A 22830-nucleotide genomic window follows, 5' to 3' on the forward strand; every position below is an offset into this window, starting at 1 on the left:
TACTCCTCCTGAGCGAGTGCTTTGATGCAGCCTCACTCTGCCAGAGCGCCGACCGCTGTTCACTCCTCATGGGATCTGTAGGCAATGTTGCCGATCAGACAATGGGTCTCGAACATCTCGGAGAAATAGCGCTGCGAATAACGCCCAATTTCACCCAGTCTGACGAATGGCGAAAACGGAACTGTTTTCAAGGCGGAGCGTTTAGCAAGCCTGAGCGAGCCTATCGGGGATCCGCGCCATGTCAGACGCCAAAAGCACGTCCGACGAGGACCTGCTGCCCATCGAGGCGTCATGGCCTGCCGGCCATGGCGAAATGGAAATACTGATTCGGGACTTCGACTGGTCGCGGACAGCCCTTGGGCCTATGGAGGAATGGTCGCCAACCCTGCGGATTATGATCCGCTTCCTGTTGCTAAACCGCTTTCCGCTGTTGCTGTGGTGGGGTCCACAGTATGTTTCAATCTACAATGATGCCTATCGGCCGGTGCTCGGCGCCAAGCACTCCTGGGCCCTCGGCAAACCGGTCAGCGAATGCTGGAGCGAGATCTGGCATATTCTGAAACCGCTGATCGACACCCCTTTCAACGGCGGCCCCCCTACCTGGAACGACGACATCGAGCTCGAAATCAACCGGCACGGTTTTCTCGAAGAGACCCATTTCACCATCGCCTACAGCCCCGTCCCTGACGACGTTGCGGAAAACGGCATCGGCGGCGTCCTCGCCACAGTGACCGAGATCACCGAAAAGGTCATTGGGGAACGCCGGATCGTTGTCCTTCGCGATCTCGCGTCTCGCTCAGGCGATGCGCGGACGCCGGCAGAGGCATGCATGATCGCGGCCGAGACACTCGCGAAACACGAAAGGGATGTCCCCTTCGCGCTTCTCTACCTTCTCGACTCCGACCGCAAACGAGCACGGCTTTCCGGGATGGCCGGCATGGTGCACGGCGACGCGCTGTGCCCGCAGACCATCTCTTTGGGGCAAGCCGATCGTGGCAAAAGCTGGCACTTTGACATGACGTTGGCACCCCGCGTCGTCAACGATCTGGGCTCGCGCTTTCCGTCACTGGCGTGCGAGCGTTCGCGCGGTGTGCCGGACACGGCAATCGTGCTGCCACTTGCTGCTGCCAATACGCCCGAAGCTGCCGGTTACTTGGTCGCCGGCATCAATCCACGGCTAAAACTTGACGAACATTACTATGATTTCCTGCAGCTCATGAAAGCACAGGTCGCCAGTGCAATAACGAATGCGCAGTCCTATGAAGAAGAGCGTAGGCGCGCAGAGGCTCTTGCGGAAATCGACCGAGCAAAGACCGTGTTCTTTTCCAATGTCAGCCATGAGTTTCGCACTCCGCTGACGCTGATGCTCGGCCACGTCGAAGATCTCCTGGCCCGCGGCAACCAACTACCTGGCGACCGCGAACGGCTCCTTATCGCGCATCGCAACTCCCTTCGCCTGCTCAAGCTGGTGAACACGCTGCTTGAATTCTCACGCATCGAGGCGGGTCGGCTGCAGGCGCATTTTGAGCCGACTGACCTTGCGGCTGCAACGGCGGAACTTGCGAGTGCCTTTCGCTCCGCAACGGAAAGAGCCGGACTGCGCTTGACCGTAGATACACCACCGCTTCCCGAAGCAGCCCACGTTGATCGCCAGATGTGGGAAAAAATCGTGCTCAATCTTCTCTCCAATGCATTCAAGTTCACATTGGAAGGAGAGATCGCTGTCAAGCTGACCGCTAATGCAGACAATTTCGTACTGGCTGTCCGCGATACGGGCATCGGTATCCCGGCCGAAGAAATGGCGCGCCTTTTCGAGCGTTTCCATCGCGTCGAAGGCGCCGAAGGACGCAGTCGGGAAGGATCCGGCATCGGACTGGCTTTCGTTCAGGAGCTGGTAAAACTTCACGGTGGGACCGTCTCGGCCGATAGCCATCTGGGCAAAGGCACGACCCTAACGGTCAGCATCCCAAGAGGAAGTGGCCACCTGACGGTCGATCAAACCGGTACAACTGAAAGCCGCCCATCAACCGCAATTGGCATTTCTCCCTTTGTGGAAGAGGCTCTCCGGTGGCTACCCGATTCCCACGGGGACGCCGAACTGCCCGAGGTCGAACCAGCCGCCCACCAAATGCAAGCCCGCAATGGCCACCGCCATTCCCTGTTGGTCGTGGATGACAACGCCGACATGCGCGACTACCTGCGCCGCCTGCTTGGCGGCCAGTACGATCTTCAGGTCGTTGGCCACGGAGAAGCTGCGCTCGCCGCGATAGCTTCTCAGAGACCAGACCTCATCCTCACGGACATCATGATGCCGGGGTATGATGGGCTGGAGTTGCTCAAGAAGCTGCGTTCGGACCCGCAAACAAACACCATTCCCATCATCGTTCTGTCAGCGCGCGCTGGTGAGGAAAGCCGGATCGAGGGCATGCAGGCAGGCGCCGACGACTACATGATCAAGCCCTTCAGCGCGCGTGAACTGCTGGCGCGTGTCGAGGCGCATCTCAAAATGTCTCACCACCGAACCAAAGCGGCCGAGCGTTTGCGGGCAAGCGAAGAGCGGTTCCGCGCCTTCGTTACGGCCAGCTCCGATATCGTTTACCGCATGAGCCCTGACTGGCGAGAGATGCGATACCTGCAAGGCAAGGATTTCGTGGCAGACACCGAAGATCCAAGCGACAGCTGGCTCGAGAGATACATCCCAGACAACGATCAGGCACGCATCCTGACGAACATCCAAGAGGCCATCCGCGACAAAACTGTTTTCGAAATGGATCACCGGGTCATTCTCGTTGACGGGAGCCTCGGATGGACCCATTCCCGCGCCGTACCCCTCCTCGGCCGCGACGGCGAAATTGTCGAGTGGTTCGGCGCAGCCCGTGACATTACCGACCGCAAGCGTGCAGAAGACACCCAGCAGCTTTTGCTGAGCGAACTCAGTCACCGGGTCAAGAACATGCTTGCCTCGGTACAGGCGATCGCACGGCAAACGCTGCGTTCAGCCAAGGATCCGGCCGCCTTCACCGAGAGCTTCAGCGGGCGCCTTCAGTCCATGTCGCGAATGCACTCGCTTTTGAGCCGTAGTGGCTGGGAGGGTGCCGAGCTGAAGGAAATTGTCCGCGACCAACTGTTGTCTGGCGCGGTCGACGATGATCGCGTCGTGGTCTCCGGTCCGCCAATCAGGCTCGACCCGCAAACGGCGCTTCATGTGGCAATGATGGTGCACGAACTTGGCACGAATGCAGTCAAATATGGAGCACTTTCGACGCAGGCCGGCACGGTTTCGATTGAATGGGTTCTAAAGGACGGCCTTCTTCGCCTTGACTGGCGGGAACGCGGCGGACCATCCGTAGAATCGCTGGGCGAACAGGGTTTTGGAACGAAGCTGATAGAACAGGTCCTGAGCGGCGGCGGAGGTCGTGCGCGCCGCTGGATAGAAGCGAACGGGATGCGTTGGGAGATCTCACTTCCGCTCGAGCCGGACGTCGGAGAAAGCAAGCCAACTGAGGCGGCAGGTCCCTTGTCGAAAGCCCCTCAGTCCGGTCCAACCTCGGCTTCGGCAAGTATCAACGGGAGGAAATTTGCCGTCATTGAAGATGAGCCTCTGATTGCCTTTGAGATCGCCTCGGTACTTGAGGACGAACATGCGCATGTGGTGGGGCCGGCGTCGACGATAGGCGATGCGTTACGCATCATCGATCAGGAGCGATTTGACGGGGCGTTGGTGGACGCGAACCTGCATGGGCAATCGGTCGAAGAGATCGCGGCTGCCTTGGCCGGAAAGAACATCCCATTTGTCTTCGTCACCGGTTATGGCCGTGAGGCACTGCCGACTGGCTTTGCCGGCGCGAGGTTACTGATGAAGCCGTTCACCTCGCAGCAGTTGATCGAGGCCGCAGCACAGCTTGTGACGAAGTCCAATGCGGTCCTCAGATTGCGTCATTGACCTGGCGGGCTCGCCGGCCCGGATTGCTTTTGTACATGCTTGAGGTACCCTTTAAGGGCGCTCCGTTGCGCAGCAATCCCCTGCCGCGATTTGGCTCCACCATCAAGGATGCAATGTTACCGGAGTTCATGGGAGCAACCAAAATGCTGGTCGAAATCAGCGATCCCGAAGCATCGGAGCAGGCCTTTCGTGACGACGAAAGAAGGTTCCGCGACATTTTCGAGTACGCTGGAGTTGCCGTGTGGGAGCAGGACTTCTCCGGTGTAGCCGAGCTCCTCAAGAGGTTTCGCTCCGACGGCATCGAGGATCTGCGTGCTTTTCTGGCGGCACATCCCGAAAGGCTGGACGAGGCGATAGCGCGCGTGCGTATCATCGATGTCAACCCATTCACGGTGGAGTTGTTCGAGGCGACCGAGAAAGGCGAGCTTTTAAGATCGCTCACAAACGTTTTCCTCCCTGAAACGGCGCCGATTTTCATGGAAGAGTTGATAGCGATCTGGGAGGGACGTCGGCGATTTGGGAGCGACACAGTTCTTCGCACGCTACGAGGACGGCGTTTGGACGTTGTCTTCACGATTACTTTCGAGGGATCACACCACGAGCGCGCCTATGTCAGCATTCTCGATATCTCCCAGCGCAAGGCCGCCGAACGCCGGCTGGAGGCGGTCGACCGGATTGCAAAAGCGATCGCCAGCAATCTCGATCTCGATCGCATCGTACAGACGGTGACGGACGCGGCCACCGAAATTACCGGCGCAAAATTTGGAGCCTTCTTTTACAATCTCGTGGACCCACAAGGCGAGCGCTACACGCTCTACGCTCTTTCGGGAGCTCCGCGCGCGGCTTTCGAGAAATTCGATCTGCCTCGCAACACCGCCGTGTTCGAGCCGACGTTTCGCGGACTGGGTATTGTGCGTTCGGACGATATCCGTATCGACCCACGCTATGGCCAGTCGGCGCCGCATTTCGGCATGCCGAAAGGGCATCTGCCGGTCGTCAGTTATCTGGCCGTTCCGGTGGTTTCGCGTTCGGGCGAAGTGCATGGTGGGTTGTTCTTCGGTCACGATCTGCCCGGCATCTTTGCCGCCGACGCAGAGAACGCGGTGACATCTATCGCCGCGCACGCCGCAATCGCGATCGACAACGCCCACCTGCTCAAGGCCGCCGAGCGCGAGCTCACCGTGCGCCGGCAGGCCGAACATGCCGCCCATCAGCTTGCCGCGATCGTCGAATCCTCGGAGGACGCAATCCTTTCGATGGACTTGGATGGCGTCATCAGCAGTTGGAATGCCGGCGCCGAGCGGCTCTACGGGTATACAGCTCCAGAAGCCATCGGAAGACCGGTTACCCTATTGATTCCCGATGATCGGCAGGGCGAGGAACTGGACTTCCTTGCACAAGTGCGCGCCGGCCACCGCGTCGATCACTTCGAAACCGTCCGGCAGCGCAAGGATGGCGGGCTGATACCGATCTCGCTCCGGATTTCGCCGATCCGCGACAATGCCGGCGTGGTCATCGGTGCCTCGAAAATTGCCCGCGACATCAGCGAGCGCAAGCAAGCCGAACAGCAGAAGGATCTGCTGATCCAGGAGATGGCGCACCGGGTCAAGAACCTGTTTATGGTATCGAGCAGCGTGGTGTCGCTGAGCGCCAGATCGGTGACATCGGCCGACGAACTCGCCTCTGCCGTTGTCGCACGACTGGGATCGCTGGCCCGGGCCCATGTGCTCACCTTGCCAGTACCCCATGGCGGTGGCTCGGGCGAAGGGCGGGCCAACCTGCAGCCGCTTCTCGCCACGATCCTCTCGCCATACGACGGCGAGAACCGCCGGGGCCAGCGCCGGGTCACGACCCGGGGGTGCGATCTGGGTGTCTCGCGCGCAGCGATTACCGGTTTTTCGCTCGTCGTGCATGAGTTTGCGACCAACGCCGCCAAGTATGGGGCGCTTTCATCGGACACTGGCTATCTCGACCTCGAATGCATCGACCGAGGCGTTTTACTCGAACTGATCTGGACCGAGCGCGGCGGACCGCCGGTCGTCGAAACAACAGCTGAAGGTTTCGGCACGAAGCTCGCGAAACTAACCATTGAGAAGCAATTCGGGGGGGAAATCCTGCGCGAGTGGCATCCCGATGGGCTTGTTATCCACCTCGTTGTTCCGAAGGATCAGCTGGAACCGTACGAATAGCCTGGCCGCCCCCCTGCAACACTCAACGGCGGCTGTCGAGTTGACGGCGCGGGCGCCGTCGCGGAGTGATCTTCAAACCGACGCGACGCCTCGCGAACGGACGGCAGTCGAAAGGCCCATCGGCCCCTACATTGTAGCTGGAACTTAAATGCTGGCGGCGCATTGTTAGAAGAGCCCATTGCGCTATTGCGAAAGGCAAGTCTCAATGCGTCCTATTCACCAAACGAACCAGCGGCCTCCGCCGCTGGAGACCCAGGTTGTCGACCTCATTCCGGCCCTTCGCGCGTTCGCGCGTACGTTCGTGTCGTCGAGTTGCGAAGCGGATGATCTGTTGCAGGAAACGCTTTTTCGAGCGCTGCGGGGCATTGACGGCTTTGAGCCTGGCACCAACCTCAAATCCTGGCTTTTCACGATCATGCACAACGCTTTCCGGACCGAGTACAAGCTGCGTCGACGCGAAGCGCCAGGCCTCGTCAATTGCGCCGAGCTACCGATCCCGATGCCGGCAGCGCAGGACTGGTGCGTCCTGACCCACGAACTGCGTAGCGCGCTCGAAACAATGGCGCCCGATCATCGCGAAGTGCTGATCCTGGTAGCAGGATATGGCCTGAGCTACAAGGAAGCCGCCGAGATCTGCGACTGCGCAGTCGGCACGATCAAGAGCAGGCTCAGCCGAGCCCGCGACGAGCTTGCCTACCGGATGGGCGGCGTTCCAGTTCCTTGAAACTGCCTGCAACGCTTGCATGAACGGACAAATACCCTGGATCAATATGCCACAATGAAGGCCGCCAGGCCGGCGGCCGCAACGATGAGGCCGACAAGAATTGCCAGAACCAATCTCCAACCAACGATGCTCCACCCGATACTGGCGGCCGAGCGGATCGATCGCTGATCTGTGAGTTCGCCATCGTTGCGGGATTCAAGCCGCAAGGCCTGTCCCTGTGCAGCCTGGTCCAACAAGTGGAGCCTGCGCCGATATTCAGCGCCGCTTTCGCCCTTTCCCTCCATTTGCCGCAGATTATCCTGCAAATCGGCTCGCTTCACCGCCAGGCTCAGCGGGTTTGACATCGCGCGAAGGGTCAAAGCGTCCTTTGTCTCACCTGGCTGACGCGTGAGTGCCCGGACGGCGATGATGACCTCCACAGAAATGCCGACTTCCCTCAATCGCTCCGGCGTCCAGCCCGGTGCTTTCTCCAAAATGTCATGCAGGTAAGCGACTGTCTTGGCCTTCTCTCCGACGACAGCGTCCGCAACGCGTTGGAGGTGAGCAAAGTAGGGCTCACCTGCCTTGTCACGTTGACCGGCATGCGCGTGCACTGCCATTTCTCGTGCCCACGAGCATTCTTCTGTCGCAGACGGTGGATCCGGTGAGTGCCACGAGAGGCGGCCTTCGCGCGCATCGGTCACTGGGGCGGACTCTGGTTGTGAGCGCCGCCTGGCGTCGTCACGCCCTTAAGGCCGACACCTGCGAGCCCCGGGTCTCCCCGCGCCGCGTCGGCCAGGCTGCCGACCAGCCGTTTGTCGCGATTGACGACCGGCAAACGTCTAATCTGTTCGTCACCCATTTTGCGCGCGACCTGGGATAGCTCCTCGTCGTCAAAGCAGTATTTGACATCGGCCGTCATGATGTCACCGATACGGGTTTTCCCATCGCGGCCGTCGGCCACACATCGCACCACGATCTCGGGATCGGTAATCATTCCGACGAGGCGGTCGTTTTCGCCGACCGGCAGGAACCCGATATCGTTTTCAGCCATCGCGCGTGCGATATCTTCAACCAGGTCGTCTGGACGCGCCACATGCAAATCTCCGCTCATGATCTCGGCGATGCGCATTGATCCAATCCTTCCGTTAAGCTTTAAGCGATTCACTCGGGTTTAGCCGGAGCCCTGCCGTGGGGAGCCGTTGCGGGTGCGACGATTGTGCCGGTGCCCTCACCTTCGCCAGAACCGGTCGCCTCGGACGAGATGTCTTCTTCGATCTCTCGTCGTGCCTGTTCCCAATGCCGCTCTTCCTCGCCGAAAGGTCGTCCTTCGTTTTCCCAAATGGCATGAGCGCGGCGCCGTATACGTTCCTCTTTGTCGTCCATAACCACGAACCCTCCTTGATGGATTCACTTCGCAAACCAAGGAAATAGAGAATTGTTCCCGGAGACGTGCGGTCGCGTAAGTGCGGACGAACCAGCGTCGTTCAATTGGGTCCGAAGGGACTTTCGCTATGGATGATCGCCATCAGCGCGTGAAGCCACTCGCAAAGCGGCTGGGACCTGCGCCTGTTCGGCGCCAGGACGATGGCTCGCTCGAGCGTGCGCTCAACCAGACCATCGGCCGCTGCCGCATCCACCATCAGTCTGCGTGCCCTCAAGCGAAGTCCGGGCACGAGGTCGACAATGTTGTGCTCATAGAAATCCGCGCCGACAGGCGTCAACGTCGACAAATTCTGAAGGTGTTGTTCAAACACTGCGCTGACGAGGTCCGAGGTGCTGACACATTTGCTGAGGCGGGCCGCTGTACTGAAACGCTCGGGAAGGTTCCAACTATCATAGCCGCTGAAGAAGATTAGCGGGACCGAACGGCGTGCAAGTTCGTCGGCAACGGGATAAATCAACTCGCCGTTCAGATTGATGTCGAGAACTGCAACCTGGATATTCTCAGCAACCAAAAGGCTTTTCAACGTCTCTTGTACCGTGGGTGTCGGGCCGATGATGGTTGCTCCTGCCTCCTCGAGTAACAGCGCAATGTCGTTTGCGACGATGAATTCATCCTCGGCAACCAATACCCGCAGTTGCTGCAGGTCCCGTATCATTTCTCATCCTCGTTCCGGGTCAATGACCGTCCCAATCCTTCTTGAAGCCTGGGCGTTTGGCATTGACCACTCGGCGCGCGTCGAGCGCTTTTTGCAGTCTGTTTGCAAGTATCAACAGACGATCCGGCACATCGTCGACTTCGACGTACCCAGCGCCAACGGGCTCGGCCGCAGCGTCGGTTGCTAGAGCTTTCTCGGCGTCGTCGCTCGTCTTCTTGCCCGAAACCATCTTCGTCCTACCCATCATTGCGGGTTCGGTTTTGCTCGCCGCCTTCGGCGAGGAGACCACCAAAAGGATAGACCTTGCGCAGGAGCAAGCCAACCTTTTGTCGTACCGTAACAGCGCTCACGTTCTAAGCGGCGCCTTCTGTCCGACCTCCACTGGTGGATTGAATAGGGACCTTGGACGCGCGGGCATACTGACGCGCGGACCTCACTGTGACCTCCCAGACCTTTGATTTTGTGGAAAACGTTCGTCGACGGCAATCGTTCCCACGCGTATCCCGAACGGCGCGCTTCGGAACATTCGCTCTCGCTGCAGGTTAGGGTGGCTCGAACAAAACGAAAGGGCCGCGCCATGCTTGGAACTGTGTTGTTGATCGTTCTCATCCTGCTTCTGATCGGTGCGTTCCCTACCTGGCCGCACTCCTCGGGGTGGGGCTACGGCCCCTCCGGGTTGCTCGGAGTGATCGTCGTCGTTCTCGTCGTTCTCCTGTTGATGGGGCGTATCTGATTGAATGGGGTGAACGCCATGGAACCGGCCGGCGACGAGCTTGTCTATGTCTCCGATACGGAGCCCGGCTTTACCCGAACGCGCCTCCATAAAGGCTTCCGCTATCGCCGTCCGGACGGCTCCGTCGTGAAAGATCCCAAGATCATCTCCCGGATCGAGGCGCTCGGATTGCCGCCTGCCTACGAGCGCGTGTGGATTTGCACCAAGGAAAACGGTCACCTTCAGGCGACCGGCTTTGATGTCAAAGGCAGGAAGCAGTACCGCTATCACAATCAGTGGCAGCAGATGCGCAATCAGGAAAAATTCAACCAGCTGTCAGCCTTTGCCAGGGTCTTGCCGCGGATACGCCGAAAAATCAGGCGGCAAATGGAAGGAGCACCGGAGGCGGCAACGACGGTGCTTGCCGCGCTCGCGGCGCTCCTTGACCAGGAACCGCTTCGTATTGGCAACTGGAGCTACGTCGAAGAAAACGGGACCTACGGTGCGACAACGCTTTTGAAGCGCCATCTCAAGATCCAGCCAGATTGCATCGAACTGGACTTCAAGGGAAAGGGCGGACGCCGTATCAGACGGCGTCTTAGAAATCCTCGCCTGCAACGGGTTCTGGAGGAAATCGCAGATCTTCCCGGCCGGGAGCTATTCGTAGCGATCGGGCCCGAGGGCCGGCCGCAACCGATCGATTCCGGCCGCTTCAACCGGTATCTCGCCGATATCTCCGCAGCGCCGATTTCGGCAAAGACGTTCCGGACCTGGGCCGGAAGCGTCGCTGCCTTCGCCGCCGCGCGACAAGCATTAAACGAAGGTACCCGGCCGACCATCAAGCACATGTGCGAAGCGGCCTCGCAAGTGCTGCACAACACGAAGGCGGTCTGCCGCAAGAGCTACATCCACCCTGCCATTCTCGCGCTTTCGGATCGAGATGCGACATCGCCCGCAAGAAAGCGGCGGGGAAAGACGCGGCCGATCGCAGGTCTGCGCGCGGACGAACTTCACTTGCTGCGATTTCTTGAGACCGAAGCTTGAAGTGGGCGACCGAATCCCGGAGCCCAGCCCTTCGGTCTCCTCTCTTCCAAATGGCCTCGCGGAACAAATGCGTATCAGCGCGATTGGGGATGGATCTTACGGGAGGTCGGTATGGGCGCGCGCGATTTGGATCGGCCCGGCGTCATCCGGCCGCAGGAAATGGCAATCACGAACATGGCGCGATAGGGCGTCAGAAACGAGGTGTCGAAATGCCAAAGCTCGTACGCTTTGTGGTTTGGCACATGTGTTCAGGGTTCGTCATCGGTGCCCTGACGGGACTGATAGTCATTGCCTTTTATCCGCATGCGCTTGGCCATTCCAACGGGGTCGACCCGCTTGCACTTGCGCTGCAGATCTATGCATTCGGCGCGTCCTTTGCACTCGGCAGCCTCGGCACGGCTCTGATGGGCAGGATCGATTGACTTGAAGGTGGACACCGCTGACGTTTGGAGCGGGGCATGGACGCTTGAAGGGCTTCCGCCTCCAAGCGTCCAGCGCGATCAGGCGGCGGCCTTGATGTTCGCCGCCGTGACCGCGAGCTTGCTCAGTGCCTTGTCGGTGGCACCTTCTTCCTGAAGGGTCTGGTCGAGAAGCGACACTGCCTCCTGAAGGCCAAGCTGCTTTGCCCAGGTCTTCAGGGTGCCATAGCGGGAAATTTCATAGTGCTCGACCGCCTGGGCCGACGAGATGAGGCCCGCATCAAGTGCGGGGCTCCCCTTGAATTCCTCCATGATCTCCTCGCCCTCTGCGATAATGCCCTGAATGGCCTCGCACGTCTTTCCCTGAGCCCGCTTCCCGAAGATTTCGAAGACCTGCTGCAACCGCTCCACATGGACTTCAGTTTCGTCCCGGTGCTTTTCGAACGCTGCCTTGCTGTCAGGCAACTGCGCCGCACGCGCCATCTTCGGCAGCGCTTTCAATATCTGCCGTTCAGCATAGTAGATGTCCTTCAGACCATCATGAAACAGCGTTTCGAGCGTCTTTTCTGGCATAACAACCTCCTTTGCGGTTCGGTGGAGGCGGTCCAACATCGCACAGGTACAAAGGTTCCGCGTGGGAACAAAATGCGGTTTGGACGACTTGACTGTCAGACGCACCGACCTCGTTTCGGCACAGGTTCTGACGAAGCGTCGACGGCGACGACAAAACGGGAGGCCGAAATGAAAATAGAGAACCAATCCGCATTGCGCGACGGCAGGCCAATCGACCGAGAGGCTGCTCCGAGACGAGCCCGCGCCCGGATCGTAGATCCCAGGGAAGTCATTTTTCGGGGACACTATGACCTGGCGGAGTTCATCGCCAGATATGGTCTTGCGCCGATGGACGCGCGCGAGATCTTCGCCCGGGAGGGTCCGGCGAGGTCCAAGCTCGATGAATTCATGCGTGAGCGTAGCGTACGTCTCATCGACTGACGAACAGACATCAAGCCGATCAGTGCATCGGACCAAGAGACCGCACGACACCCGGTCGGAACCAATGCTGCGAGTTCGGGTTGGATGCGCATCCGAAACACGTCCTGGCCTCCTTCGTGGAGGCCCTCTTTTTTGGGGGCTATTCGTCCGCCTACGTCCCTTCAGTCAAACGTCGAAAGCCGCCACGTGCGACACCTCGGCTAAAACGCTGGGCTTGTCAGGCTTTTATCGCAAAACGTGAGAACCAAACCGATGTTCGAGGGTTTGGCTAGGGTTCTAAGCCAAAGGAGGAACGTCATGGACTGGAACCGCGTCGAAGGAAACTGGAAACAAGTAAAAGGCAAGATCAAGGAACAGTGGGGTCGGCTTACCGACGACGATCTCGATCAGATCGACGGCAATCGCGAGCAACTCGAAGGCAGAATTCAGGAACTCTACGGGATCGAGAAGGACCGCATTCGCCGCGAGGTGGATGACTGGTACGATCGTCAGGCGTTTGACCGCTAGGCCCATGGCAACCGCTGCCGCTGCCGGGCCCGGCCCGGCAGCGGTCATCCGGTCCAATCACGTGGACAACCGATCCTGACGATCACGCGACCTGGACCGGCAAGATTGTCAGCGAGCCGCTGAACGAGGTCTGCGCCGCCAGGCAAATCGACCGCTCCTTCAATGACGACGCTGTTTCCAAGTACCCTGAAAGTGAGATTTTTCGTCTCCAATGACGCCTCCATATTCAAGGCACATTTGATCGACGCAACGAGACCTGAGATGTCGCCTCCTTCGCCGCCGCGGCAACCGAATTCCGGCAAAATCAAAACCATCGAAAGCCTCCTTTCCTATGCCCAACCACTTGATTGAAGCGTTGTTCCGCAGGGCTTGGTCTGGCGGCTGCGCGCTCTAATTCATGCAGATGACGCGCCGGCGCCTGCGTCGACGTGGGATCTAGCAACGATCAGACCCAAGCCAGGAGCAGCCATGCGCATCGCCCTCCTCGTCAACGCGCTCGAGACTGAAAAATCCACGTTCACGACAACATCCCTGGCGCTGGCTGCGCTTGCTCGCGGACATGACGTTCTCTACGTCACGCCGGGAGATTTTGTCCTTCGTCCTGACGATGCTTTGATGCTGCGGGCCACGAGCTTCGCAGACACCCGGCCAAAAAAACCGGAGACGCTCCTGCGCGCACTGACGGAGCCGGAGCGAGAAAGAGCCCTTGTCAATGTTGAAGAAATCGATGTGTTATTCCTGCGCAATGACCCGTCGGAAGATGCCGATAGCCGGCCGTGGGCCGCCCATGCGGGTGCCAATTTCGGTCGGCTCGCCGCCGAAAGGGGCACGATCGTCGTCAACGACCCCTGCGGCCTCGCCCTGGCCCAGGACAAACTGTACTTCCAGGACTTTCCAGCGCTCGTCCGGCCTACCACACTGATCTCCAAGGATATCGAGGAAATCAGAGCATTCATCGAGAAGCATCCGGACGGCGTAGTCATCAAACCGCTGCAAGGGTCGGGCGGCAAGAACGTCTTCAGGATCGCAAGCAGCACGGAATTAAATCTCAATCAAATCGTCGACGCTGTTGGCGAAGTCGGCTATCTGATCGCCCAGGGATATCTTCCCAAAGCCTCCGAAGGTGATACGCGGCTGTTCCTGATGAACGGAAGGCCGCTTAGGCGCGGCGACGTCTACGCTGCGTTCAGGCGCGTTCCAGCCAAGGGAGACGTGCGCTCCAACATTCATGCCAGAGGCACGCCAAAACCGGCCAACGTCACAAAAGAAATGCTGGCGATCTCCGAAACGGTGCGTCCTAAGCTCGTCGAGGACGGTATGTTCCTGGTCGGACTCGATATCGTCGGCGACAAGTTGCTGGAGATCAACGTGTTTACACCCGGCGGCCTTCAAACCATTCGCGAGCTTTGCGATGTCGATTTCAGCGAAGACATCCTGGATTCGCTGGAGAACAAAGTCGAGATCAGGAAAACGTATCGCGGTGGGTTGAGCAACCGCATCCTTTCCACCCTTTGAGATCGGACACGCAAGGATCCCTCCCGCAGAGATCAGGAACTTGGCGAGATCGCCGACGTTATGATGGCAACCGAAAGGGCCGCACATGGCGATCGATCAGACGCGCGTTGATTTCGACCACGGTCGATTTACCAGAGGTCTGGCGCGGGGTTTGGCTGGCGCGCTGCTTTTTGCGTTGCCTATGTTCCTGACCATGGAGATGTGGGAGCTCGGGCTCTACATCGACCGATCGAGGCTTTTTCTGTTGTTGCTGGTCAACATCCCCTTGCTCGTCCTTCTAGCGCGCCGGATCGGCTTTGAGAATGTATCGACCTGGCATGAGGCGGTGCGCGATGCCAGCATCGCCTATTTCCTGGGTGTGCTGGCCAGCGCCTTCGTGCTCTTTGCGATAGGCGTCTTGAGCCTCGGGCAGGCTCTGCCCGAGGCGACGGGCGAAATCGCCATTCAGGCGGTTCCGGCAAGCATTGGTGCATTGCTTGGTCGCAGCGAACTGGGCGGGCGCGGCGATGACGACGAGGACGCAAACGACCCGATAAACGACGATACGCAAAGTGGCTACGGTGGCGAGCTGTTCATGATGGCCGTCGGCGCCCTGTTTTTGGGACTGAACGTTGCCCCGACCGAGGAAATGATCCTCGTCTCCTTCAAGATGTCGCCCTGGCACGCTATCGCACTCATCGTTTCGTCCATCATGCTGATGCACGGGTTTGTCTATGCGCTCTCGTTTTCAGGCGGACACGAACTGGAAGAAGGCACGCCCGTCTGGCATGCCTTGGTCCGCTTCACCCTTCCCGGCTACGCCGTTGCCTTTGGAATCAGCTGCTACTGTCTCTGGACGTTTCACCGGCTCGACGGCGTCGATCTTACCCAGGCGATCATGAGCACGGTCGTGCTTGCCTTTCCATGTGCGATCGGCGCCGCCGCGGCACGGCTCATTCTCTAGGTGATCCATGGCAAAGTTGTCGAAATCCCGCTCGATTGAAAGTGCCAAAGGTCACTGGATCGAATGGCTCACTGGGTCCGTATCAGCCATCGGTGTGCTAGCCCTGATCGGGTGGCTCGGCTTTGAAGCTTTAATGCAGAGCGATGGTGCTCCCGCGCTTTCAGTCAAGACGATCAGCAGCACCAGGCAAGATGGCGGATACTTGATCGTCTTCGATGTCGAGAACGCAGCCGACCGGACTGCCGCCGACGTCGTCGTGCGCGGCGAAATCACCGACGGTAACACTGTTGTCGAAACGGTCGAGATTACGCTCGACTACGTCCCGATGCACTCAAGGGCGCGCGCCGGGTTGATCTTTTACAACGATCCCGAGGGGCGATCCCGGGTTTTCGCGACCGGCTTCAGCGAACCTTAGTTCACGGAAAGGGGACCGGATCGGGCACTGAGGGAACCTCTTTGAGCGCGCGCGGTTAAGACCGGCAATCGCCAAAGGGAGCACGACAATGGCCTTGACGTTGAGTGATATCTCAAAAGAACTGAAGAGTATCGACTTCGGAATGCTTGCAACAAAAAATGCGGATGGCGCCATCTGCAGCCGCCCGATGAGCAACAACGGCGACGTTGAGTATGATGGAGACTCCTGGTTCTTCTGCTACAGGGACTCCCGCAAGATTGCCGACATCAATGCAGACCCTCAGGTCGGCCTCACCTATACAGCTCGTCCAAGCCTCCTCGGCAGGCCCGGCATTTTCATCGCGATCGAAGGCGACGCTTCTCTCGTCAATGACAAAGATCTGTTCGAGAAGCACTGGGTGAGCGATCTCGAACACTGGTTCCCGCAAGGAGTGGACACTCCTGGTCTCCTGCTAATCAAGGTGCGCGCGTCACGGATCAGTTACTGGGACGGCGCCGAAACCGGAAGCATCGATATCAACTAGGCCCCGGTACAGCCGCAGTCAAACTTCAGCACGTGGGCGATCCAGTGGGCGTTGAGCACGCCTCTTGACGAGACGACGACATCGCCCATGTCCTGCTGATGTCTTCCCGAGCGCACGCGGCAGTGAGATTGTCGATCTTGGCCGCCTGTGCCCGAAGTATCCGAAGCACTTTGGAGAGGCCACGAGTTGGAGACAACCACGCGAAAGCGCAAACTGCGATCCTTCCAGCCATTGTGGGCATCCACCCGGAAGATCCAGGTCGCGGCTCAACATAGCATCCCTGCAAACGTCGACGTGCTGATTGTCGGCGCCGGCATTGGCGGGGCGCTCATGGCTCTGTCGCTTGTGAAAAGAAACCTGACAATCCTTGCGGTCGACCGGAGGCAGCCGGTGCAAGGCAGCACTCTGGCCAGCACCGCGATGATCCAACATGAGATCGACGTGCCACTGCACAGGCTCACGGCGATGCTGGGGCAGGCGAAAGCCACGCGCGCTTGGCAACGCTCCGCCAAAGCCGTGGAAACGCTGACCTCGCTTGCCGACAATCTTGATATTGACTGCGGTCTCGAACGGAAGAAATCGCTCTACCTGGCTGGAGATGCCTATGGCGCAAGGGCGCTTCGGGCAGAGGTCGCGGCGCGCGAGAAGGTCGGCATTTCAGCAACGTTTCTCAATGCCAAGCAGTTGCATGAGAGGTTCGGGCTACAACGGACCGCCGCAATCGAGTCCGCCATCTCCGCGTCCGCAAATCCCGCACAACTGACCGCCGGCCTATGGCACAACGCGCAGGAAAACGGTGTCTCGATCGTAAGTGACACCGAGATCTCCGACATCCGTAGCGTCGATGACTGGAACATCGTTGCGACCTCAAGAGGAGAAATTATACAGGCGAGACATGTTGTCTTTTGCACTGGATACGAGTTCCTCGGCGCCGTGGCCAACCAGGAGCATCGGATCATCTCCACCTGGGCGCTCGCTACCAAACCGCATCATCCACGACCAAGCTGGCTTAAGGACTATGTGCTTTGGGAGGGATCGGATCCGTACCTCTATTTTCGCTCAACCGCGGATGGCCGCATCATCGCTGGAGGGGAGGACGAAGACGATCCCACGGCTTTTCAGGATCCCATCAAGCTTAGATCGAAATCCAAGAACTTGCGGGCGAAGCTGTCGGCGCTTCTGAAGATGCCGATTGCAGAACCAGCCTATCAATGGGCAGCGGCCTTCGGAATGACGGCCGACGGGCTTCCGATAATCGGTTCGGTTCCGGGGCTGAGCAACGTTTATGCTGTGATGGGATATGGCGGAAACGGCATCACTTACAGCCAGATCGCCGCCGAAATCGTCTCATCGGCAATACTGGGGCACCAGGATCCGGACAGTGGATTGTTCGCCTTTCGCTGAAGTCACATCAAGTCGGCTGGAGCGCGTCATTTAAGCAACTTGCGATTGGCCACCACGGAAACGACCTCCCGCGCTTTTGGACCTGGAAGCGCGCCGGCCGCACCAATGTGTGGTGATCCGGCCGCCTCAATGGAACCGTTTGTGGCTGCGCCGGTTCTGTCAGTCCGACTTAACCGGAGACCAAAGAGATGGACCATACCAATCATGTGCGCCTGGACGCTTCCGAATTGACGCCTGCAAACCTTGAAGGCGCCACAGTTTACGGCGCGGACGACGACAAGGTCGGAACGGTGGATCACCTTCACGGCGTCGGCGAAAACGGCACTGCGATCATCGATGTTGGTGGTTTCCTCGGGATTGGCGCAAAGCCGGTCGCCGTGCCGCTGGCAGACCTCGACTTCATGCGCGACGATGACGGCGACGTTCATGCCACCACCACCTGGACGAAGGATCAACTCAAGGAAATGCCAGAGCATCTGGATACGTGAGCGGACCCTCAGCGCTGAAGAATAGGCGGGCACGCGAAACTCGCGCGCCTCAAACGCGCCAACCATCTGAAAGTTCGTTGAAAAAACTGCTCCCGCTTCAGGGAACAGATCCGTAGTTGTTCCGTTCGGTCAATGTAAGAGCCGGTGTCTTGGCCGGCGAAAGGAGAATAACCATGAGCCTGAAGTCAGCAACTGCCCTCGCCGCCATCACCCTGTTCGCCGCCCCTGCAGCCGCACAGACGAATGTCGTCTGTGACGAAGCCTCGATCGTGAAGGCCGAACAGCAGATCGGACAAATCTCTGACGGCGCAAAGAAGATCGAGTCCGCCAAGGAACTGGGCATGGCGAAAGACGCCATGGCTGCCAATGACGTGGAAAAGTGCAAGTCGCATCTCGAGAATGCGATCAAGGGCATGGATGCCATGTAAGTCAGCATGAGGCTTCGAGGCGTCGGGTGTTGCACGTCGCAGCGCCGGGTTTCGAAGCCTTCCTCCAGGAATAGAGTTCCATAAGGTCGACAGGTTTTTTCGAGAAGTCGAGATCGCTGCCTGAACGGCAAGAAAATCAGGAACCAAAAAACTCGATCAAAGTTGGATCGGCAGTGCCCTCCACGGGCTGAAAACAAGGATGTATGCATCATGAAAAAACTGCTGCTCGCCGCGATACTTCTCGGCGCATCGACCTTTGGCGCGCTCGCGCAGACCTCTACGCCTCCGGCGACCACCAACGGTGAGACGCCGGCGGTTGCGACACCTGACACCACCAACCCCACGGCGCCGGTCGCCGGAGCAAACAGCTTCACCGAAGATCAGGCCAGGAAGCGCATCGTGGATGCCGGATACACCGATGTTGCCGGGCTTAAACTCGATAGCGAAGGCGTCTGGCGCGGTAGCGCCCAAAAAGGCGGGAAATCCGTCCAGGTCTCACTCGATTACCAAGGCAACGTGGTCGCCAACTAATCCCAGCACGAGGTACCCCTATGAAAACCGTTAGTGGACTTTTTGATGATTACTCCGATGCTCGAGCAGCAGTAAGCGCGCTGGAAGATCGCGGGGTGCCGTCTGAAAACATCAGTATCGTTTCCAACAATGTTGGTGATCGGTACTCCGAGGACAGCAACGCAGCCGAAGGCGCGGGCACAGGAGCGGGTCTAGGTGCTGCAGTTGGCGGCATCGGGGGTCTTTTGACCGGACTTGGCGTCATGGCCATTCCCGGTGTCGGACCGGTGGTGGCGGCGGGTTGGCTTGCGGCAACGGCAGCAGGTGCCGCAGCGGGTGCAGTCGCCGGAGGTGCTGCCGGAGGACTGATCGGCGCGATGACGGAATCCGGTGTCCCCGAGACCCATGCACATGTCTATGCTGAGGGCGTGCGCCGGGGTGGAACTGTTGTCACGGCCAGAGTTGACGAGAGCATGTACACCGATGCCCAGGCCATCCTACGCCGCGGTAGCTGGGTAGATCCCGAACAACGCCGTGCGTCCTACGTCGAGCAAGGCTGGACACGCTTTGACGAAAGGCTCGATCCCTACACTCCCGAGGAGATCGAAAAGGAGCGTCAGCGCTATCGGCTTTGACACGGCCAAACCGCAAAAGCGTTTGCCACCCGCCTTACAACTCGTTTTCGGCTCCGCTCTCGGGGCCGATTTCCTGCATCCGTGACCCTTGAGCGCTTACCCCCCCGGAACCAACCGGCAGGGCGCGAGTTTGGCATCGAAGAGAAAGGAACTGGCCAGATGAATTCGAGCGCGCCAAAACCTGACGGCAAGGATCCGCCAGCGCCAAAACCGACCTCAGAACCACCACCGATCGAAGAACCCGATCCGGACGAATTGCCCGACGAAAAACGTACGCCCAACCCTGACGAAGTACGCACTCCGCCCGTCCACGCTGGTTGGATGCCGATGTCTACATTGAGGTTTCCAATCGACGTCCTCGCAAAACGTCGCCCGTCGTCATTTGCTTCCGGCGGAAACCGCTTCGGTCCGACTGGGTACGAGGGGCGGGAATGAGCGACTGGATGCGAAGAAACGACATTGCTCCTATTGCCCTTGTGGCCTTTCTTTCCCAAGGACTTGCGCAAGCTCAACCGCTTCAACCTGATGACATCAACAATGCTGCGATTGTGGCCGCTGCATCAGAACAATCGATCGTGCCGGCAGAAGCATCCGACCGCGACCCTGATCCCGCGGTTGCGCGCCTTCAGGTTCTCCTCGATCGAGCGGGTGCATCTCCAGGCGTTATCGACGGCTACGGCGGCGAGAACGTCACAAAAGCGATTGCTGCTTTCGAGGCAATGCAGCATCTGCCCGTAGACGGGAAACTCGATCCTGGCGTGATCGATCGGCTTTCCGACCAGCGTCCGGCAATTGAGCCCTACGTCATTTCGCAGGACGATGCCGAAGGCCTCGTCTCCTCAATCCCGAAAGACTACGCGGAGCAGGCCAAGATGGATCGCCTTGGTTACACAAGCATCGCCGAAAAGCTCGCCGAGCGCTTTCATATGGATGTCGACCTTCTGGCAGCACTCAATCCAGGGACGAAGTATGCTGTCGGCGAAACGGTGTTCGTCGCTTTGCCGGGCGGCTCCATAGACGCAACCGTCAAGCGCATCGAAGCGCACAAGCAAACTCGGCAGTTGTTGGCATTCGACGATAAGGGAACTCTGATTGCAGCTTATCCCGCCACAATCGGCAGCGAGGACAATCCCTCTCCGTCGGGCACACAGAAAGTCAAGGGCGTCGCACGGATGCCGCCTTACACATACAATCCGAAGATCAATTTTCGGCAGGGGACCAACAAGAAGATCATGACGCTGCCCGGCGGCCCGAACAATCCGGTCGGCACCGTCTGGATCGATCTGACGAAACCAACCTACGGCATCCACGGCACGCCGGAGCCCTCATTGATCGACAAATCGGCATCACATGGTTGCGTCCGACTGACGAACTGGGATGCGGAAGAGTTGGCAGGCATGGTCAAACCGGGGGTCATTGTCGAATTCGTCGATTAGTTGTGGTTGGGGAACCTAGAAGCTTCACCTTCGTTTCGACGAGGAGGTTCAAAGGATATTCCCATGGACACGCTCGTTCGACATCGTCGCACCCTGATCGCTGGCATAGAGACTTTCATTCGCGAAGCGGGAGAAGCGCACGCCCCTGCCGTTCTGCTGCCGCACGGTTATCCGTGCTCGTCCTATGAGTTTCGCAATCTCATGCCGCGACTGGCTGACCGCTGGAGACTGCTTGCCCCCGATTTTCCCGGCGCAGGCTACAGCGCTACGCCGGAAGACTTTGACTACAGCTTCGACGGCTATGCGGCCTGGCTGGAAGCCCTCATCGATGCATTGGAGATCGACCGGTTCGTGCTTTACCTGCATGATTTTGGCTCCCCGATTGGCGCAAGACTGGCCATCCGGCATCCGGAGCGCATTGTCGGGCTGATCATCCAGAATGGCGACATTCCGTATGAGGATGCGCTCGGTCCCAAATATGCCGATCTCGAGGCGCTCTGGACATTGCCAACCGAGGAAATGCGCCAATCGATCGCAAGCGCGGTGACGGAAGAAGGGTTTCGGCAGGAGTTTCTGAACGACCTTCCAGCAGGGGTGGCTGACGCCATCCCGCCGGATTTATGGCGACTGCATGCAGCCGTGCTCACTCCGAGCCGCAAGGAGGCAGCCATCGATCTTATAGCCGGATTGGAAGCAAACAGGCGCTGGTTCCCGGAACATCGAAATTACCTGCGCGACCATCAGCCGCCGACCTTGATCGTATGGGGGCCGAACGACCACTACATGCCGGAAGCTTCGGCCAGAGCTTACTTGCGGGATCTGCCGGATGCCGAGCTGCACCTTCTTGAAGGAGGGCACTGGCTGCTTGAAACCCATCTCGATCAGGTCGTCGAGCTTGTCCGGGGCTTCCTTGGGCGCGTTCATTCCACACGCGATGGCAAGCGCCGATGATCGGGGCATCATCTTCCCGCTCCCCGGTGAAGCGCTTCGGATCACGCGCGACGGAACATTTCGTTCTCTTTTGGGTTGACGGATCAGTCCTGTCGCAGAGTGACCGAAGGGATGGAGTGTGCAAATGAAGTGGCTTCCTGTCGTCGCAGTCTTTGTCGCAAGCCCTGCCTTCGCTCAAAGTCCGGAACTTGAGTCCGTGTGCATGTCCGTCGCGAAGAACTTCTTCATGACGGATACGCTCAATTTCGGCGTGGTGCAGTCCTTCCCGGAGATCAAGCCTCCGGGTGTCCGCTTCAAATACGCCGAGAGATCCGACACCAAGAAAGCGGAGATGTCGGACACATTCGATTGCGAATTTGACCAGGCCAGCCCGCCGACAAAACTGCTCCGATTCTGCGTCACGCGGACCTGCTACTCCTCAGATCAGGAAGACGGCGAACGTCGGCGCCGGTTCGAGGAAATGCAAATCCTGATGCAGAGGGTCAAGACCTCCAAGCCGTAGGCGGGAACGACTATTGCCAAAACTCACGACGGGACGTCCATCATTCGAAGCAGCCAGCGCCTCCGATCAGGCCGGTGACGGCCGGCCTCAGCCTCTTTGATTGCCAGAAGCAGGACGCGCTCGACTTTGGCATCGGCCTGATCTGGGTCTGGGAAGTGCAGTCTCGCAGAAGCCCGCAAGATTGCTACCAGCTTCCGCTCATGATGTCCGAATGCGCCAATCATCAAGGTGAAACGATCCGGACGATGGGTGGTTCCGATCACATTGCCACCGATGGCCCGAGTTATGACATGTGGCGCCCGTTTTACGGAAAAACCTCGGAACCAAGACGAACCATCTGAGTTTGAATGCTGCCTACCTGGGCTTGAGAACAAGGAACCACATCATGAAAAATCTGCTGCTCGCCGCGGTATTCCTCGGCGCGTCGACCCTTGGCGCGCTCGCGCAAACCGCAACACCTCCCGCCAC

The 22830-nt window shown here is 58.9% G+C and carries 27 protein-coding genes; 20 read left to right on the forward strand and 7 right to left on the reverse strand.

Features of this window, described 5'->3' with window-relative positions; all coding sequences use genetic code 11:
• The first annotated feature begins 238 nt into the window (after positions 1-238).
• From C1A35_RS34810 to C1A35_RS34820, 3 genes are all read left to right on the forward strand, one after another.
• Positions 239-3943, forward strand: coding sequence for a response regulator (locus C1A35_RS34810; RefSeq protein ID WP_104668790.1), 3705 nt, complete (start codon positions 239-241; stop codon positions 3941-3943).
• 143 nt (positions 3944-4086) lie between these two features.
• Complete coding sequence (locus tag C1A35_RS34815; RefSeq protein WP_158665273.1) at positions 4087-6132, forward strand: PAS domain S-box protein; 2046 nt, start codon at positions 4087-4089, stop codon at positions 6130-6132.
• A gap of 205 nt (positions 6133-6337) precedes the next feature.
• Positions 6338-6856 (forward strand): sigma-70 family RNA polymerase sigma factor, encoded by a 519-nt coding sequence (locus C1A35_RS34820; RefSeq protein ID WP_104668792.1) that lies wholly within the window; start codon positions 6338-6340, stop codon positions 6854-6856.
• A 41-nt stretch (positions 6857-6897) separates the two neighbouring features.
• Here the strand turns inward: C1A35_RS34820 and C1A35_RS34825 are convergent, their stop codons facing one another.
• The 5 genes from C1A35_RS34825 to C1A35_RS34845 all read right to left on the reverse strand — a co-directional run bounded on the left by C1A35_RS34825 (position 6898) and on the right by C1A35_RS34845 (position 9166).
• Positions 6898-7455 carry an HD domain-containing protein gene (locus tag C1A35_RS34825; RefSeq protein ID WP_440271587.1) on the reverse strand — a complete coding sequence of 186 codons (558 nt, stop codon included), beginning with the start codon at positions 7453-7455 and terminating at the stop codon, positions 6898-6900.
• 80 nt (positions 7456-7535) lie between these two features.
• Positions 7536-7967: a CBS domain-containing protein gene (locus tag C1A35_RS34830; protein WP_104668793.1), complete on the reverse strand. Its 432-nt coding sequence runs from the start codon at positions 7965-7967 to the stop codon at positions 7536-7538.
• A 32-nt stretch (positions 7968-7999) separates the two neighbouring features.
• Entirely contained in the window at positions 8000-8221 is a 222-nt protein-coding gene (locus C1A35_RS34835) for a DUF2934 domain-containing protein (protein ID WP_104668794.1), read from the reverse strand.
• A gap of 101 nt (positions 8222-8322) precedes the next feature.
• The gene (locus C1A35_RS34840; protein ID WP_104668795.1) at positions 8323-8937 is read right to left on the reverse strand and encodes a response regulator; all 615 of its coding nucleotides are present in this window, start codon (positions 8935-8937) and stop codon (positions 8323-8325) included.
• 19 nt (positions 8938-8956) lie between these two features.
• Positions 8957-9166, reverse strand: coding sequence for a hypothetical protein (locus tag C1A35_RS34845; protein ID WP_158665274.1), 210 nt, complete (start codon positions 9164-9166; stop codon positions 8957-8959).
• Positions 9167-9514: 348 nt separating this feature from the next.
• Here C1A35_RS34845 and C1A35_RS34850 point away from each other — a divergent pair, with 348 nt between their 5' ends.
• From C1A35_RS34850 to C1A35_RS34860, 3 genes are all read left to right on the forward strand, one after another.
• Positions 9515-9670 (forward strand): DUF3309 family protein, encoded by a 156-nt coding sequence (locus C1A35_RS34850; protein ID WP_104668797.1) that lies wholly within the window; start codon positions 9515-9517, stop codon positions 9668-9670.
• 18 nt (positions 9671-9688) lie between these two features.
• On the forward strand, positions 9689-10693 hold the full coding sequence (locus C1A35_RS34855) for a DNA topoisomerase IB (RefSeq protein WP_104668798.1): 1005 nt from the start codon (positions 9689-9691) through the stop codon (positions 10691-10693).
• Positions 10694-10902: 209 nt separating this feature from the next.
• Complete coding sequence (locus tag C1A35_RS34860; RefSeq protein ID WP_158665275.1) at positions 10903-11115, forward strand: hypothetical protein; 213 nt, start codon at positions 10903-10905, stop codon at positions 11113-11115.
• A gap of 78 nt (positions 11116-11193) precedes the next feature.
• Here C1A35_RS34860 and C1A35_RS34865 read toward each other — a convergent pair whose 3' ends face one another.
• Positions 11194-11685 carry a YciE/YciF ferroxidase family protein gene (locus tag C1A35_RS34865; protein ID WP_104668800.1) on the reverse strand — a complete coding sequence of 164 codons (492 nt, stop codon included), beginning with the start codon at positions 11683-11685 and terminating at the stop codon, positions 11194-11196.
• Positions 11686-12402: 717 nt separating this feature from the next.
• Between C1A35_RS34865 and C1A35_RS34875 the strand changes: the two genes are divergently transcribed.
• Positions 12403-12612 (forward strand): CsbD family protein, encoded by a 210-nt coding sequence (locus C1A35_RS34875; RefSeq protein ID WP_104668802.1) that lies wholly within the window; start codon positions 12403-12405, stop codon positions 12610-12612.
• A 44-nt stretch (positions 12613-12656) separates the two neighbouring features.
• Here the strand turns inward: C1A35_RS34875 and C1A35_RS36270 are convergent, their stop codons facing one another.
• Positions 12657-12926, reverse strand: a complete 270-nt coding sequence (locus tag C1A35_RS36270; RefSeq protein ID WP_158665276.1) for a hypothetical protein — start codon at positions 12924-12926, stop codon at positions 12657-12659.
• Between the two features lie 154 nt (positions 12927-13080).
• Here C1A35_RS36270 and C1A35_RS34885 point away from each other — a divergent pair, with 154 nt between their 5' ends.
• The 13 genes from C1A35_RS34885 to C1A35_RS34950 all read left to right on the forward strand — a co-directional run bounded on the left by C1A35_RS34885 (position 13081) and on the right by C1A35_RS34950 (position 22703).
• Positions 13081-14127 carry a glutathione synthetase gene (locus C1A35_RS34885; protein WP_104668804.1) on the forward strand — a complete coding sequence of 349 codons (1047 nt, stop codon included), beginning with the start codon at positions 13081-13083 and terminating at the stop codon, positions 14125-14127.
• An 85-nt stretch (positions 14128-14212) separates the two neighbouring features.
• Positions 14213-15070: a TIGR02587 family membrane protein gene (locus C1A35_RS34890; protein ID WP_104668805.1), complete on the forward strand. Its 858-nt coding sequence runs from the start codon at positions 14213-14215 to the stop codon at positions 15068-15070.
• A 7-nt stretch (positions 15071-15077) separates the two neighbouring features.
• Positions 15078-15485 (forward strand): hypothetical protein, encoded by a 408-nt coding sequence (locus tag C1A35_RS34895; protein WP_158665277.1) that lies wholly within the window; start codon positions 15078-15080, stop codon positions 15483-15485.
• A gap of 88 nt (positions 15486-15573) precedes the next feature.
• The gene (locus tag C1A35_RS34900) at positions 15574-16008 is read left to right on the forward strand and encodes a pyridoxamine 5'-phosphate oxidase family protein (protein WP_104668807.1); all 435 of its coding nucleotides are present in this window, start codon (positions 15574-15576) and stop codon (positions 16006-16008) included.
• A gap of 186 nt (positions 16009-16194) precedes the next feature.
• Entirely contained in the window at positions 16195-17412 is a 1218-nt protein-coding gene (locus C1A35_RS34905) for an NAD(P)/FAD-dependent oxidoreductase (RefSeq protein WP_104668808.1), read from the forward strand.
• Positions 17413-17600: 188 nt separating this feature from the next.
• Positions 17601-17900, forward strand: coding sequence for a PRC-barrel domain-containing protein (locus tag C1A35_RS34910; protein WP_104668809.1), 300 nt, complete (start codon positions 17601-17603; stop codon positions 17898-17900).
• Positions 17901-18073: 173 nt separating this feature from the next.
• Complete coding sequence (locus tag C1A35_RS34915; RefSeq protein ID WP_104668810.1) at positions 18074-18328, forward strand: hypothetical protein; 255 nt, start codon at positions 18074-18076, stop codon at positions 18326-18328.
• A 210-nt stretch (positions 18329-18538) separates the two neighbouring features.
• The gene (locus C1A35_RS34920; RefSeq protein ID WP_104668811.1) at positions 18539-18859 is read left to right on the forward strand and encodes a PepSY domain-containing protein; all 321 of its coding nucleotides are present in this window, start codon (positions 18539-18541) and stop codon (positions 18857-18859) included.
• 20 nt (positions 18860-18879) lie between these two features.
• A complete protein-coding gene (locus tag C1A35_RS34925) occupies positions 18880-19473 on the forward strand; it encodes a general stress protein (RefSeq protein ID WP_104668812.1) in 594 nt (197 codons plus the stop codon).
• A 443-nt stretch (positions 19474-19916) separates the two neighbouring features.
• Positions 19917-20909, forward strand: a complete 993-nt coding sequence (locus C1A35_RS34935; RefSeq protein WP_104668817.1) for a L,D-transpeptidase family protein — start codon at positions 19917-19919, stop codon at positions 20907-20909.
• Positions 20910-20972: 63 nt separating this feature from the next.
• Positions 20973-21860 carry an alpha/beta fold hydrolase gene (locus C1A35_RS34940; protein ID WP_104668814.1) on the forward strand — a complete coding sequence of 296 codons (888 nt, stop codon included), beginning with the start codon at positions 20973-20975 and terminating at the stop codon, positions 21858-21860.
• 226 nt (positions 21861-22086) lie between these two features.
• Positions 22087-22362 carry a hypothetical protein gene (locus tag C1A35_RS34945; RefSeq protein ID WP_234823125.1) on the forward strand — a complete coding sequence of 92 codons (276 nt, stop codon included), beginning with the start codon at positions 22087-22089 and terminating at the stop codon, positions 22360-22362.
• A 74-nt stretch (positions 22363-22436) separates the two neighbouring features.
• Positions 22437-22703, forward strand: coding sequence for a hypothetical protein (locus tag C1A35_RS34950; protein ID WP_104668816.1), 267 nt, complete (start codon positions 22437-22439; stop codon positions 22701-22703).
• Positions 22704-22830 lie beyond the last annotated feature (127 nt).

Source organism: Ensifer adhaerens (assembly GCF_002940685.1).
GTDB classification, from domain to species: Bacteria; Pseudomonadota; Alphaproteobacteria; order Rhizobiales; family Rhizobiaceae; genus Ensifer; species Ensifer adhaerens_E.